This window comes from Paenibacillus sp. FSL R7-0026 (assembly GCF_038004485.1).
GTDB classification, from domain to species: Bacteria; Bacillota; Bacilli; order Paenibacillales; family Paenibacillaceae; genus Paenibacillus; species Paenibacillus xylanexedens_A.
Window position 1 is genome coordinate 3,480,508 of sequence record NZ_JBBORG010000001.1, and the last position, 15,989, is coordinate 3,496,496.

At 44.4% G+C, this 15,989-nt stretch carries 12 protein-coding genes; 2 read left to right on the plus strand and 10 right to left on the minus strand.

The window, feature by feature from the left end; all coding sequences use genetic code 11:
- Positions 1 to 73 precede the first annotated feature (73 nt).
- Entirely contained in the window at positions 74 to 826 is a 753-nt protein-coding gene (locus MKY44_RS15335; RefSeq protein ID WP_341009867.1) for an SDR family NAD(P)-dependent oxidoreductase, read from the plus strand.
- A gap of 49 nt (positions 827 to 875) precedes the next feature.
- Positions 876 to 2,297, plus strand: coding sequence for a glycoside hydrolase family 5 protein (locus MKY44_RS15340; RefSeq protein ID WP_341007763.1), 1,422 nt, complete (start codon positions 876 to 878; stop codon positions 2,295 to 2,297).
- 366 nt (positions 2,298 to 2,663) lie between these two features.
- Here the strand turns inward: MKY44_RS15340 and MKY44_RS15345 are convergent, their stop codons facing one another.
- The 10 genes from MKY44_RS15345 to MKY44_RS15390 form a co-directional block, all read right to left on the minus strand.
- The gene (locus MKY44_RS15345; RefSeq protein ID WP_341007764.1) at positions 2,664 to 3,062 is read right to left on the minus strand and encodes an RDD family protein; all 399 of its coding nucleotides are present in this window, start codon (positions 3,060 to 3,062) and stop codon (positions 2,664 to 2,666) included.
- A gap of 316 nt (positions 3,063 to 3,378) precedes the next feature.
- Positions 3,379 to 3,843: a hypothetical protein gene (locus MKY44_RS15350; RefSeq protein ID WP_341007765.1), complete on the minus strand. Its 465-nt coding sequence runs from the start codon at positions 3,841 to 3,843 to the stop codon at positions 3,379 to 3,381.
- A gap of 142 nt (positions 3,844 to 3,985) precedes the next feature.
- Entirely contained in the window at positions 3,986 to 4,948 is a 963-nt protein-coding gene (locus tag MKY44_RS15355) for an ABC transporter substrate-binding protein (protein ID WP_341007766.1), read from the minus strand.
- Positions 4,949 to 5,030: 82 nt separating this feature from the next.
- Positions 5,031 to 6,782, minus strand: coding sequence for an ABC transporter ATP-binding protein (locus MKY44_RS15360; protein ID WP_341007767.1), 1,752 nt, complete (start codon positions 6,780 to 6,782; stop codon positions 5,031 to 5,033).
- Positions 6,779 to 8,578, minus strand: a complete 1,800-nt coding sequence (locus tag MKY44_RS15365; protein WP_341007768.1) for an ABC transporter ATP-binding protein — start codon at positions 8,576 to 8,578, stop codon at positions 6,779 to 6,781. Before MKY44_RS15365 ends, MKY44_RS15360 begins: the two co-directional genes overlap by 4 nt.
- Positions 8,579 to 9,004: 426 nt before the next feature.
- Positions 9,005 to 11,512, minus strand: a complete 2,508-nt coding sequence (locus MKY44_RS15370) for a WG repeat-containing protein (RefSeq protein ID WP_341007769.1) — start codon at positions 11,510 to 11,512, stop codon at positions 9,005 to 9,007.
- A gap of 174 nt (positions 11,513 to 11,686) precedes the next feature.
- The gene (locus MKY44_RS15375; protein WP_341007770.1) at positions 11,687 to 13,108 is read right to left on the minus strand and encodes a hypothetical protein; all 1,422 of its coding nucleotides are present in this window, start codon (positions 13,106 to 13,108) and stop codon (positions 11,687 to 11,689) included.
- Between the two features lie 13 nt (positions 13,109 to 13,121).
- A complete protein-coding gene (locus tag MKY44_RS15380) occupies positions 13,122 to 13,664 on the minus strand; it encodes a sigma-70 family RNA polymerase sigma factor (RefSeq protein ID WP_341007771.1) in 543 nt (180 codons plus the stop codon).
- A 223-nt stretch (positions 13,665 to 13,887) separates the two neighbouring features.
- Positions 13,888 to 14,166 carry a hypothetical protein gene (locus tag MKY44_RS15385; RefSeq protein WP_341007772.1) on the minus strand — a complete coding sequence of 93 codons (279 nt, stop codon included), beginning with the start codon at positions 14,164 to 14,166 and terminating at the stop codon, positions 13,888 to 13,890.
- Positions 14,153 to 15,985 (minus strand): hypothetical protein, encoded by a 1,833-nt coding sequence (locus MKY44_RS15390; RefSeq protein WP_341007773.1) that lies wholly within the window; start codon positions 15,983 to 15,985, stop codon positions 14,153 to 14,155. Before MKY44_RS15390 ends, MKY44_RS15385 begins: the two co-directional genes overlap by 14 nt.
- Between the last annotated feature and the right edge of the window lie 4 nt (positions 15,986 to 15,989).

Below are 15,989 nucleotides of genomic sequence, written 5' to 3' on the forward strand. Positions count from 1 at the left end.
TGGTATTTCACTTGTGTCAGGGGAAACTTCAAAAAACAAACCTGCGGTTTCTGCAAACAAGCAATCTGAGTCCCTGGCAGGGAAAGTCATTACAATTACAGGTGCAGGTAGTGGAATAGGAAGAGCAAGCGCCATTCTGATGGCAGCCAGAGGAGCCAATCTGGTTCTGGTCGACTATAATACTGCAACAGGACAAGAGACACTGGAGCTTGTAAAGGAACAAGATGGCGAAGCTATTTTTGTACAAGCCGATGTTTCCAAAGAAGATGATGTGCAGAATTATATCCAGCAAGCTGTTGATACTTATGGAAAAATTGATGTAGCATTTAATAACGCCGGTATCCTACAGCAGTTCCAAAGTTTCCATAGTATGGCCTTGGAAGACTTTAGTCGCATCATTGATGTCAATCTGAAGGGCATATTTCTCGGGATGAAACACGCACTACGAGTGATGGACGAGCAAGGGTATGGCCATATCATTAATACTGCATCTACCACAGCTATTCGCGCTGAACACAGCCTAGCCGCATATACAGCCAGCAAACATGGCGTTGCGGGTTTAACCAAGGCAGCTGCGCTTGAATACGTAAGAAAAGGAATCCGTGTTAACGCGATCTGCCCTGGTGGTGTAGCTACAACCTTGACAGCGGCTGTTCCCCAAATGCTGCAAGATAGCGGTTATATGCCGGAAGAGTTTCCTAGTATGAGAATTGGACGGTATGCAGAGCCAAGGGAACTCGCTGAGCTAGTTGCATTTCTGGCTTCTGATGGATCAAGCTATATGACGGGTTCCATTATTGTGGCTGATGGTGGTCTTACCCTTTAAGAATTCTAAACGAATATACTAAATTAGAAATGATGAGGGGGGATATTCAATGAAGCGTTTAAAAGTAGAAGGGGTGCATTTTTTTGACGAAGATGGACATCAGGTTATATTGAATGGGATTAATCTAGTTTGTAAGGAAAAGCATAACGGTTATTTGGAGCCAAACACTCATGATTTGCTCCATCATTATGCGAAAAAAGGATTTAATCTGGTTCGATTGGGGATCTTTTGGGATGGAGTTGAGCCGGAACCAGGTATCTATGATGAAGCTTATTTAGATCGAGTGGAACGTGTTGTTCAAAAGGCCGAGGAACTGGGAATCTACATTTTCCTAGATATGCATCAGGATTTATTTGCAGCAAAGTATGCTGATGGTGCACCTGATTGGGCTACCCTTGACGAGGGCTTTTTTCATCCGGAAGATTGCACCATGTGGTACGAAGCCTATCTTACAAGTCAGGCCATATCAAGAGCAGCTGATAACTTTTGGGCCAATGCCAAGGCTCCTGACGGCATCGGGTTATTGGATCATTATGAAACCATGTGGGAGCATCTGGCCAAGCGATTCCATGGTTATAGTAACATAATGGGATTTGAGCCAATGAACGAACCATTTATGGGTAGCCTTGCTCCACAAACGTTTGGTATGGCCTTTGCCAAAATTGCAGAGATGAATCCGAATTTCGATCCTAGCCAAATGCAAAGTCTAACGAATGAAGAACGCGAAATCATGGAAGAGGTCTTTAACGAGCAATTTATGAAGTTTGACAAAGAGACACTGATGCCATTTTATAATCGCATATTAAGGGCAGTGCGGAAAGTTTGCGATATTCCGATTGTCACTGGAGGAAATATTTATTCCAGTTCTTTCGTTAAGACGGGAATTGAACATCTCGTCGATCCTGAAGGCAATGTAGACATGCAACAAATCTACGCCCCTCATGGTTACGATGCCGTAGTGGATTCGGAGAATTATGATGCGTTCAGCAGAGAGAATGTATATCGGATCTTCGCACTTAAACGTAGGTCACAACTTGATTTGCAGCGCCCCGTTATTGTTGGTGAGTGGGGGGCATTTCCTAGTCAATCATTCACGAATACGCTAATCGAACATATGTCGGGAATACTTGAAGCCTATCTCTGGAGCAGTACGTATTGGGTATACCGACCGGGGATGGAGAATGACTCGAACTTTTCTAGCCTTGAACGGGGTTATCCCGCGAAGGTTACAGGGAATCTTTTATTTTATCACTATGAATACCAAACTAAATCTCTTACTGCAAGGTGGGAGGCTCGGAAGAACGGGAGAACAACCTTTTATATGCCAGACTTATCAAAAATGTCTTCAGATAATATAACATTATCTGGTACGGCAACTTTCGAAATTGAAAAAATGGATCATGCGCTGGGTGGCTATGTTGTCATTACAACACGTGAAGACGGAATTATGGATGTTTCCATTCGTTCTTGAATACCTGTTATTCCATTTATAGAAAGACAGGTTAGCAGTGAGCCAGGCAAAGGCAGTGAATAATTAGAAAGTCATTGATCTGAATATAAAAGATCCATGGCTTTTTCTTTATGTGATTCTTTTAATAATGTCGAGCTTCGCCAATGAGAAAACAGAATAGTGTGGATAGCAATGGATTAACGGATGTACTAAATAAATAAGATACGAGTTGCTGCTGTATAAAATGTTCAGCAAGTTACAAGTTCCTTTGAGTTTAGGAGAAAGATACATATGTACAAAATACGAGTTTTGTGAAACAGTACTAATGATTTAAAAGCTGCACAGTGATTTTCACCCCTGCACAGCCAATTCTTTATAATATTCGAGTTAATCCCAAACTACTTCTGTTCCTGCTACGAAGTCATGAATCGCACGTCGATCCTCACGCATACCGACCATAAAAGCACTCACTATAACTCCGATACCCAAAGTTAATACGTACACAAGTCCAGCTACAACAACTCGCATCAGCATCGTACCAATTTTTGGCGGTTCGTGTGTATCGTATTGGCGGATTCGAATTCCACATATACGTTTGCCTATGGTTCGACCATACCAGTAAACTGGTAATAAAATTGAGTATAAAGCACTAAGTAGCTTGGCAATCGGCTCATCCGTATCAAAGTTACCCGTAAGCACACCTGCAATAATCACTAACGGAATTGAAATAATAAGACTATCCAACACATTTGCTCCTAATCTAATCCAAAAACCTGCTTTATACAAAATGCTTTCCTCCAAACTACAATTTTAAACTAAACGGCTAATTTACTTCATGAACTCCCTTCATTAAAATATCTAACTTTATGTACACAACTCAAATAGTATAACAGAAAATTTTACCTTTTTACGATAAAACTCCTAGTTCTTCTCACTGGCACTCTTTGTGAATTTTATAACAAACTATCGAATTAACTTAGCTGCTTGTTCATGTTCACTACTTACTCTTACATAATCCTATCTAATATTGTATTCAGCTTCTAAGTCTCCAATGAAAAACACCATAATAATTATGTAAACCAAAAAAACTACTCAACATTTGTTAAGTAGCCATCTGTTCGTTCTGCATCTGCCCTCTTCGCCAAATCTTATTCTCCACAATGGCGTAGACTAAACCGGCGATGGCAAATATCCATATCGATGTCATTCGATTCAGATTGTATCCATTCACAAAATATGGATTGTACATGAGATCAAAAACCCACAGCCCGCCCCATCCAAACCCAACCATATAGATGAAATTTCTCACCATAGAAAAACATACATATTTCCGCAGCAGCCATGAGATCGGACTAAGAATAACAACATAAAAAGCGACTAAATAGTGCCCGAATCCCAGGATGAGCGATAAAATATATATTACTCCCCCTGCATTACGTAAGCCGTAATACTCTGTCGTTGTAATATGGTACCCTTCAATCCTTTCAAGAACGATATAAGCCGTTAAGCTTATTCCAATAAATATACATGCTAATACCATGTAACGTTGAACCGCGTTCACCAACATTCGATCACCCCAATGTCTAAACGCAGCCAGAACCGCTCAAGTTACATGATTTCGAACAAATTACACAATTACACATAAGCCTCCGTTAGGTTCAGTTAAGAGTTAAAGTTAATCTATCGTTTCAATTGCTTTAATTCAACGACTACTTCTGACCTTCCAGAATCATCGTACCCAAACGGTCCATATGCTCCATTCTTCCCATGGCTGTGTAGGAATAGTTGTAGTTATCGACATTGGAAATTTTGTATATCTTGCCGTTCTTTACGGCGTTCATGTTATTCCACACCTTGCTGTCTACCATCTTGTTCTCACTATTCTCCATCAATAGCAGACGATCCGGATTAACGGTAGCCAGAGCCTCCAGTGCAATCTGTTTACCGCCCCAGCCCTCTGGATCGGGGATACCCTCTGTGCGCTTCAGGCCCCATTCACCGTATAACATCTCAGCTGCCCCTTTATTGGAATAGATGACCAGGTTGTTTGGATATGTCTCAATTACGGCAAAGGATTCACCATTTACAGTCTCCTCCAGCTTTTGTTTCCACTCTGCAGATTTCGCATCATACTTGGCCAGATATTCATCTTTCTTGCTTTCTTCTCCAAACGTATCTGCCAAGAATGTCAGGCGTTCTCTCCAATCATAGTAAGAGTAAGGCAATGCAATTGTAGGTGCAATTTTAGATAAAGTTTCATACTGATCCGTGTTAAAATCCTTTCCCAGAATAATCAGATCCGGATTGGCACCCGCTATTGCTTCAATGCTAAACGGTGAACCATACCAGCCCAGATTAACAGTATCTGCACTCAGCTGATCCTTAATGGTTGGTGTGATTTCCTCCGGGTTACCGTAATCCGCGCTCATCGTTGCAACAGGTGTTTTCCCAATGATCAGTAGCTCTTCAGTAGAGCCGGATAGATCAACAATGCGCTCTGGATTCAAAGGGATCGTAATCTCTTCTCCATTTGGGTTGGTAATCAATTTGGTCGTTGCTTGTGCAGTCCCCTCTGAGGAGCTGGCCACTTCACTGGTAGTCTGGGTCGTTCCACAGGCCGCCAAGGTGAGCATACAGCATAGTGAAATCCATACAGGAATTCGTTTAAACATCGTTGTCATTCTCCTTTTATGTCAGTTCAATAGCCACATTAGGCTTATTTGCTTCAGTTACTTTATCTATCTCATCGAACACTCATGATCCGTTCACTTTTACCTGCCAGCCTTCCGCATCCTGTTGTAATTGCCACAACCGAGCGTAGATGCCTGAGTGATCTAACAAATGCGCATGAGTTCCTTGCTCTACGAGCTGACCATGGTCCAATACAAGGATCTGATCCGCATTCTGAATGGTCTTTAATCGGTGTGCAATCAAAATAACCGTCTTGTCCGCGACTAGCTCATTAATCGCTTGCTGCACCGCGGCTTCGTTCTCCGGATCAAGTGAAGCGGTGGCTTCGTCGAGCAAGACGATCGATGCATTTTTCAATAAAGCACGTGCAATGGAGATCCGTTGCTTCTCCCCACCAGATAACGTCGATCCACCCTCGCCAACGAGCGTATCGTACCCTTGAGGCAGACTGGAGATAAACTCATGACAACAAGCTCTGCGTGCTGCCTCTTCAATCTCGAATTGCGAAGCGTCTTTCTTTCCTACACGAATGTTGTTGCCGATTGTATCCTGGAACAGATACACGTCCTGGAAGACCACAGAGATATCCTGCAACAGCTTCTCCGGGTTCATCTGATCAACCGGTCTGTCACCAATGCGAATGGTTCCTTGCTGTACATCCCAGAAGCGGGCAATGAGACGTGTGACTGTACTCTTACCACTACCGGATGGACCCACCAAAGCAGTAATGGTATGCGGCTCAATCGTAAACGACAAGTCTTTCAACACCGGCTGCTGATCATCATATCCAAAGGTCACCCGGTCGAATGAAATCGCCTGATTGGGCTGTACATCTCCCGTTCCTGCCATCGGGGCCTCTTGCTGCACATCCATAATGCGTCTTGCACTATATGCAGAGTACCGCATCTCCCCATAACTCATCAGTACAACCGTTAACGGTTCAAATACCTTTGTACCTACCAGCAAAAATAACAGAAACACCGGTAGGGACAACTCACCGCCTGCAAGCAAATAACTGCCCACGAGAATCATCCATGTCATTCCTGATCGTGCAAGCAACATCGCGCCCATGATCATCGGTCCCATAATGCCTTCCAACCGAATGGAATCTGATTTCAATTCGTCAAAAGAACGACGCAGCCGTTCAAAACGTTTCCCCCCCATATTGTGGGCCTTAATCTCACGAATACCGCTCAGGTACTCCTGCAGCCGGCTGGCGGCTTCATTTTTAGCCCGAACATGGTTCTCACTCAGCCGTGCCTGAATCGAATCCGTAAGCCATAACAGCGCTACACCTAAGGGAACGGCAATAAACATGGCTACGGCTATTCTCCAATCCACCAACAGAAGTCCGCCAAAAGCGAGTACGGGAAGCACAATCGCGCTGATCAACTGCGACAGATTGTGAGAGATCGTATGCTCGACCTGACCATAATCACTCAAGATCAGATTCGTCAGATCCCCAGGATCACGTTTCCCGAAAAATCCTAACGACAGATGACGAATATGTTCTGCCAGCTTCAACCTTCCTGAGGCCGCTAGGCTGTATGCTGCCCGATAGGTCTTGTCATAGAGCGAAGCATAAGCCGCATACTCCACCAGAAGCCAGGCAAACAGGATGCAGCATACAATCCACATTCGGTTGATATCCAGTCCTTTGTCCGGTTCAGAGAAAGACTTATAAATCGTATTGAATATGTCCACAAGCAGCGCCGCAGGAACAATCTTTGCAATCCCGTCCAGAATCGCTGCAATTACCGAAGGAAGCAGACTACGCGGGTTACCCCCAGATATATTGTATAAATAATTCCTCATCGTACTGCACCTCCAAGCTTCCAGGAAGCTGCACTGATATGGGCTTGCCACATGTGCTCATACACTCCGCCTAATGCACGCAATTGATCATGTGTCCCACGCTCGGCAATCGTTCCATTTCGGATCACGAGAATTTGCTCTGCTGCACGAATCGTAGTTAGACGATGAGCAATAATCAGTACTGTTTTGCCTTGAACCAATTGGGCTAGACCTTGCTGGATCTTGTGCTCATTCTCTGCATCCGCGTAGGCCGTCGCTTCATCCAGGACCAGAATCGGAGCATTTTTGAGCAATGCCCGTGCAATCGCAATTCGCTGTGCTTCACCGCCGGACAGGTACGTGCCGCCTTCTCCGATTTTGGTATCATATCCGGCGTCCAGCTTCTCGATAAATTCATGACAGCAAGCAGTTTGAGCCGCTGCTATAACATCCTGTAGTGAAGCCGATGTATTGCCCATCCGAATATTTTCTTCAATCGTATCGTAGAACAGATGTACATCCTGAAATACAAAGGATACGGTATCCATCAGCTTCTCCGTACCCATCTCCTGAATCGGAATCCCACCAATCGTAATCTCACCTTCCTGCACATCCCAGAAACGAAGTAATAGATTCGCAATGGTTGACTTCCCCCCACCAGAAGGTCCGACAAGTGCGGTCATCTCTCCTGCGTTGGCTACAAAATCAATCTGTTCAAGTACAGGTTTATATGCTTCGCTCTCCTTACGCTCATAAGCAAAAGATACCTGCCGAAAGGCAACCTCATATGTATCCGGAACTTTGGGCAACTCAGGTTCTTGTACAACCGGCTCGGCAAACACCGATTCAATCCGCTTCTGTCCTTCCACAATCTCTCGCATCCCACTACCCAGATACATTAACTTCAATAACGGTGCAGATAGACTCGGGGTAATGATCAGAAACAGAATAAACGTGATCGCAAACGACTGATTGCCCTCATTTCCACTCGACAGCAGAATACCCACCGGAACGATGAAGGTAAATAACGAGATCATGATTACAAAAAACAGCCCGTAGGATGTTTTACACAAATCTGTTATTTTCAACGAAATATCCCGATAACGCGTCACCGCCTGTTTGAACGTCAGAAATGAATCAGCTGTAATGCCAAATACTTTCACCGCCGGCATACCTCTCACGTATTCAACACCCGTCGCATTCATCTCTTCGATAGCAAGTTGAAAATCACGATAAGCCTGACGGCCTTTTTCACTGCGGAAGATACGACTTTGGAGACAGAACCCGATTCCAATCGGAACCAACAGCGTCAGCGCCATGCGATAATCAAGCCAGAACAGATATCCCAAGAGCATCAGTGGAATGACGATCGCACTCACCAGATCCGGCAACTGATGGGCGATAAATTTCTCGATTTTCTCCACACTGACTTCGATGATCTTCTTCAGCTCACCGGTTGCCGTCCGAGTGTGATACCCCATGGGTACTTTGGCAACATGTTCCGCAAGTCTCACTCTGAGCTGGTACAAAATGTTGAACGCGGCAATGTGTGAGCACATCCCCCCGATATAGAGCGCAATAAGCCCTGCAATCAGGGCTACGAATGCGACGATCCCCCAATAGATCAACAGATCTCTGTCCATGGCAGAGGGCTGCCCCGCATGAGTTAGCAGTTCCTCGACGATCTTATACACTCCGACAAAAGGAACAATCTGCAACAAACTCGACAGGGTCGAGAAGATACTTGCTGTGATCAGCAGACCTTTGCGCTCCTTCGTTACTTGCATTAACCCGAACACTTCAGATGTGTTGTTCATCTCACCCCTCCTGATATTAATAATCATTCTCAATATAGCGCAGTGCTTTATACGCACATTAATATCTCATAGAGCCCTGAATGATCACTACCTCTTCACGGAGCAATAATACCTCTTCACGGATTATTGTTGTCTCACAGCTTCTTATAAGCCCTATTGGACATATGACCTCGTCGCTTAACTTGAGAATGAATGGTGAAGTATTTACATTCTCGCCAAGCAAAAGAAGTGTTGTTGGAGAAAGTTTTCGTTTTTTGCTTGTATAGACTAATATGACTTCTTTGATCTGTAACTCCCGTAATATTTTCCATTTAGTATGGATAAATATGTGAAGGAGTTACTTACATCATTAGACTGTCTCCTATTGAATCCAAAAGGAAGCCATATTGGATATATGGCTTCCTCGCTTAACCTGTGAATGGACACTCAACTATGAAAAGCTTTCCAGAACGAACCTTCTGTATTAATGATATCCTTGATCTGGACAAAAGGAATCGTAAACGTTGGAAACCCTGCCGCATAGGGTGCGATATCATATGGGTTGAAGTAGAGATGCAGAGCATCCGCTGTGACAAAAAACGGTTGATCCGCACTAATCCCCGTATAGGTGTCCGGAAACACATACGAGTATTGAGGATCATTTTTGATCTGATCCCCCACAATCTGGCTCAACACTTTTACATAGTCACTATTCGGTTTAAATAAATCCTTCAGCTCATACAACTGACCATTCGTCAGATTAATGATCGCATAGATCATCGTAGGCATGCCATGCGCTGCACCCGCCGGGTAGTTATAACCTGTGAGTTGCAGTTGTAGCAATTGCTGCTGATAAAACGTAATATCAAAATCCCCTGTATACGTGTAATCCAACTGCTGATCGGCAGGGATCGGTTTAACCTGGGAGAGTTGCTTTAACCTGGCATTCAACGCAAGCTGCTCCGCTTGGTTCGTTAATCCCTCCACCTGCGGATAATATACGAGGTAGTCCCTGTTTGGTTTGTACTTCTCTTCGCGTACACGGTACGGCGGATGAAGTGAAACGATTGTATTTTGCCGCCAGATGATCTGTCCGGCCCGATTCACATACGATAAACGCTGGTCTACATAGGCCTTAATCAGATCTGGTCCCACGACCTCCAGCGTTCCCGAACCTTCTACATGTGGATACCCAGCGGCAGGTCTTCCACTCAAATCCAACAGATAGGTCTGTCTGCCATCCGATGCTGAAGCAAGGCCGTTTTTGTAATTGCCCACTTCGCGATATAGGAACTCCGTAAGTCTTCTGCCATTGGTATCTGCAATCGCGTATACAGAGCCAATATACGGCTGCTCCGGATGAATTGCTTGCCCCAGCGCATAACGATGCTCGCCTAGTTCGCGGATGTCATTATACGTGGGTTGAATGATAAACGATCCCTCCGTATTAATAACACCGTAGATCGATTTGTAGTCCTCTGCTGTATTAACAATCGCTTGCCCGTCGTTAAAAGGAAATGCCGATGAAAACTTGGGCTGAATGCGAATATTACCCCGTTCGTCGATGTACCCATATTTGCCCGAGGTTTCTTTTTGAAAAGCGAGCAGTCCATCCCCTAGTGGTCCCACATAGGCATATGGATACGTTGCGAGCCGATGTCCATTGCGATTAATGAGCGCATATTCATTGTCCTTAATCTGCACAACCGCTTTGCCATCTTGAAAATCGTTCGCAGAAGCGAACTGTGCAGGTATCACCTCATTGCCCGACGCATCCAAATAACCATACCGACTCACCGATCCATCTGCCTGACCAGGATTAGAATCGTAAAATAACGCTCGACCGTCGTTCATATTTGAGATATACGGGTACGCCCGTTTGGTCAGGACTGTACCTTGTTCATTAATCATCTTAAATCCTTGAGGATCAATTGTTATCGCCCGTTCTTCGGAAAAGGAATTGATGGAATCGTATACAGGTTGAACGACATACTGCCCCTGAAGATTAATAATGCCGGCACGACCATCCTTCACAACCACAGCCAATCCATTGGGCTGAAACTCTTGCGCGTCATCCAGTACCGGCTCAAGCCGAATGTGGCCTTGGGCATCCATATAGCCCCAACGCGTCCCACTCGTGGTTCGAACGGAGACTGGATATAACCATGTCGCTACCCGGGCATGGCTTACAGGGACCATCGCCTGCTTAATTTTCTTTTCCAACTCTTGTAGTACATCTCTGGAAGGATACGCTTCCGGGAAACTGAGTGCCTTCTGAACGGAAGCGAGAGCTGCCGGATACTGGCCCGCATGGTACTGAGCATCCGCAAGGTAATACCAGTAAAAGATATAATCAGGATATTGCTGGGTTAGTTGCTCGTAATATTGCACCACTTTGGGATAATAGGTTGCATATACGTCCGGTGCAGGAACCCATTTCCCATTCTGCCATCGGATAATCTCCACACGATAGGCTTCACCTGTGTCATGTATCCAGAGTACAATCTCCACTTTCCCATCTCGACCATGTGGACCAGGCATATCTATAATCTCTGCATAGCTATAGTATAGATCGTCAGGCGCCAGATCTTTGAGCCCGGATTCCGTCCACTCATATACGGCAAGCTTAGACCAAATAGAACCAATCCGCCAACCGATGATGAGATTGTTCCTTGCCGTTGAAGTTACAGGGGCTGCAGTCATTAAAGTCACCCCATACCCCAATCCCTTAATTAGTGCCATCTTGATCCAATGTCCTTGAACAAATTTCAGAATGAGCAAATACAGCTCACCATTCAACTGATAGACTGCAGCAATCTCCGGCATACCGTCACCGGTAAGATCTGCCGCATAGATCGCTGGATGTTGAACAGGTTTATCAATAGTGACGACCGTTGCACCAGCCGGAATATGTTGATTCACAATTTGCGTTAACAGCGGTTCGCTCATGGACATCTCAGTTTCCTCCCTTATAACCGCATTCGCCTAATGGTATGCGTCATAAATCGGGATATGACATGTAATTCATTTTATATAAGTTGAACTAAAGAATACTCACACTTACCACTCTGATGACAGAACAAACTTCCGATTGCACTTATCCCCCGATTCTTTGATTCACTTTTTATATTATCTATCTTGCAAAGTTACTTTCTCTCCATTGATTAGTAGGTAGCTCACATCATTCACCGGAATGGTCTTAGGGGATATCCATTTAATGAGATCCTGATCCAGCTGGAGGAAACCGGATGCGCCAGACAACTTTGTACCATCCTTCAGGTGAACTTCAATACTCAGATTCTCCATGCGAATCTTGCTCAGTGCCTCACCTGTAAGCGTGACGCCAACTGCGGAAAGAGTAACATTTGCCTGTGAGGCTCCATTTGCATCAAGCTGAACGTTTCCTGTTTTACTCAAACCATTTTCACTCAAGTTAAAGGTCGTTTTCCAATTCCCTTGTATAACTTCACTAATACTCGTAAAGCTGCCTTGAAGTCTCAGTTTATCTAATTCGTTAACAGCGGACAGATCATACACAAACTCCTCATAATCTCCTCCATACCCGACCCCATCTTTCATATAATGTCCATAGCTAACGGAATATTCAGGTATATCGAGTTTTTGACCTTGCTCATCCGTGAAGTAGAAATATCCATGATTATACTCGCCTATCTCATTATTCGGATTAATCTGAATGTGTAACTTGCCCTCCACAAAACCTATATTGGAAATATGCATCCAATCAATACCCTCAACAGGGATATTCGTTACATCCTGATGCAATACCGGAATTGGATCGGTTTCCAATTGAATATCGGTTTTACCTCCCAAGCCACTTATACGATCTTGATCCAGGATTTCATAACTATTGTTTTGCTTTTCTTGTAACACCTGCTTCCAGTCCACTTGTACGTTGTAACCATCTTGTCGAGATGCACCCGACATCAGCGTATTGATCTGAACGGTAATCCGATTTTTGCTGACTTTTCCTTGAATGAGAAATCGGACAATAGCCGTTTTATTAGCTTCATCATAATGAATAATCTGAGCGTTGTTTGCATTACCTCCGGTGACCCTGTAATCATATACATCCAGCGTCTCGTCAATACGTTGACCCGTCAGATCTGACAAAGAAACATAGATTTCCGTTGTATCTCCGTCCCTGACAGCACCTATAACCTCCATTCGAATCCCTTGATCTTCACTCACCTGATGAACAGGCTGAAGAATTCCAATCCGATCTGCACCTAGAAAATGAAGAATAGAAGGCAGGTCAATGATGCCCACCGATGCAGCTGCACCTGTAACAAGACATAACGATAACGCAGCGGTTACAGGAATATAGATGGCTTTGCGATACTTTCTTCTCCTATTCATGGACTTCTTTGTCTGTGCGGATGGATATAATACAGGTGGATATAATACAGGTGGATAAAATGATGAATCTGATCTCGTAACGGTTGGTGGTTCATTCATCGCCAATTTATCATAGAACAACTTTTTAATATTAAAGAGGTTCTGCTCAGTGAATTTTTTCTCGGATTTTCGCATTTGATCGCCTCCTTTATTTCCTGTTCATCCACCATGTCCTCAATCGTTGCCTGGAGCGATAAAGCTTGTTATGGACTTGCCTAACGTGTAGGGACAATGCTTCCGATATCTCATGGGGTCTCTGTCCTTCGTAAAACCGACGTTTCATAATCTCCCGTTCCGGTTCTGGAAAAGATTCAATCATTTGATTAAGTTCCGTATATGTCTCTTTACTGATCATCTGAACCAACAAATCATCCGTTTGCACCGAATGAATCTCCTCTTCATATGTAAGCTCAGTTCTTCGATTAAGTTTCCGGTAGCGATCAATTGCTTTATGTTTTGTGATTGTTGCAAGGTAATTTTTCAGGCTACTTCTCCCAGACTGGAATGCATCCGGATTCTGCCAAAAAGCAAAAAATGTATCTGCTACGCATTCTTCAATCTCTTCTGTCGATGCATGATGTAGGATGGAATGAGCAATCTTCCATAACAAACCTGCGTAGTGGTTCATCACCCATTCCATGGCCTCAGGATCACGATCCGCTACTGCCTTCCGTATTTGTTCTTCTTCCACGATTACATGCCCCCTCCCTTCCATGCTCATATAATCACGAATGCTCGTGTTGATCCGTGCTACCTACCTATATTCGTTTGGCAAATGACTTTTACTTACTCCTCGATAAAAAAAGATTTGCAGTGGCCTTTTAGCCTTCTGCAAATCTTCTTATTTTCTATAATACATCTTATTTACTACATCATATCGCTTCATGTGCCTTCGCTTCGATTACTAACCAATATTACGCCTCTTCTTGCACACTGAGCTGTACATATTGGGTGAGACGACAATACTGAAATAACAGCAACTCTTCATTACCTTGTCCAAGAGCCACGCTACGCCCTTCCTTGATGAGGTGATTCAACAACTCATCGAGGAAACTCATCTGCAACCGCGAGGATTCCGCTGCGAGCTGCTCAAGTACCTCAATATCCCGGATCGTAAACTGGGATAACCCGCGCAGCAGCAACTCTTCTGACCAGCCGTTAATTCTCTGCATGAACTGATTATATTCTTCCAAGTCTGCCCATCCTTCCATTACCGATATCCAGTTTCAGACTGAGCACCGTTTGACCCTTCAGGAAACTGATTGGGCTAATCCGTTTTGGTTCCACACGCACAAAGGCATAGAAGTGTTCAAGTGATTGGGAACCATATCCTGACTCCAGTCTTTGGATCATCGTTTGCCAATCAGTTGAATACGGGAGAGTAAGTGCCAAACGTTCTCCTTTGGCACTCTCAACCGTCAGGACAAGATCCTGCGTTTGTTTGACAAAGTTATGGTCCACGATTCGAGCAACTTTGATCACAGCCAATCGTTCTTTGGGAGCAGCAAATAAGTCAAATGTTCGCGATTCCTCTTCAAGTACAGACGTTACGTCTTGCATGGTTTTGCCCAGGTTCAACGTTTCCACACCCGTTCGTGGCAAAATCGCAAGCTTGGCACCTTCCCCGGAAGAGATCCGGCGTTCTTCATTCACTTTAACTGAATGGAATTGAACTTCTTCACCGACGAACTGGCGAAAGGTCAGATTAGGCAGCCATGGTGTGAATGCACCATAATGCTCTGTATATGAGAACTGCTGATCATCGTAATATACAGCACGTACATCGCTATAGGTGTAGATTTCCTCATCATCGAAACAATAGAAATAATAGGTGATTCCACGGAAACCGGATCGTGTCTCCCACGCATCAGCTCCCAGTCCATACAGGTGAAGTGAAGGAACTGTAAAGTATTTACTTCGAAAACTGCCAATGAGCTGACTCTGCTGAATGACAGATACCTTTTCTTCTTCAAGAACCTGGAGTGCAAGATACAGCTTGCTTACCCGATCCAACATGGATTGCATGGAGAAACGTATATGTCTGTTGAAAAACAACTGTAGTTCCCCTTGAATCCCTCGTAAACTGCGTTCTATGTCAGGCAGGTTGCCACTATGAGCAGCGATTGCCAAGGTCTCCAGTTGTGCCATATAGGACTGAGGAAGGCGGGCCAGTCCCGTCTTCAACAATCCTGCCAGCATAACCCGACATTCCTGCACTGTCTGAAGAGAGAACTTGGCTTCGTATACCCGTCCACTTAATGCATCCGTATCATCCAGGCCTTTTAGGCTCCGGTACCGTAGCAAAGCTTCAAGCTTGGCCATTTTCCCAGCTGTCTGCTGCACCTTACAGAGTGCTTTTGCAAGATTCGGTTCCTCAGTAAAAGACACCTCGATATTCTGGGTGGTCAGATGAACCGTAAGAAGTGAATCTTCAATGATCTTAATTTCCTCTGGGTATCTCAGTCGGAAAACAACTTCCTCAATCATGGAAGAACTATACGATTTAATTAACACGTTTAGGTCAGACTCTGTCATCCAGCGGAAGCGAGACTCGATCCCACGTGATACCGTATGCGGAATTTCGCTTGGAGCGTCCACATTTGATACTAAGTTTGAAACTGCGTCTGTTACGGATACGTTTTTTGGTACGTCCAACGGATCATTATCCGATATCCCTGAGTCCTTATCCAGCGCATGCTTCTCGTCTGCATTCATTGAATCCTCTGCCGTATATTCCCGTTGATCATACAGAATTGCAATCAGCACATGCTTGCAGATATGATCGGCCGGGCAGGAGCACTCCCAATGATCCAGCGTATTTTCAAGCGTACATTGTGTCCCGTCACTGAGCTGACAACTCACAGATGATGCATTCCATGTGTACGTTACACTTACACCATTGTCCAACTCTTTCAAAGACCTTTTGTACAACCCCTTGTTGGCATACCGAATCAAATAATCCTCCGTACACAGCTTCGAAAAACTTCGGAATTTTTCCTTGAATCCATTCACGTCA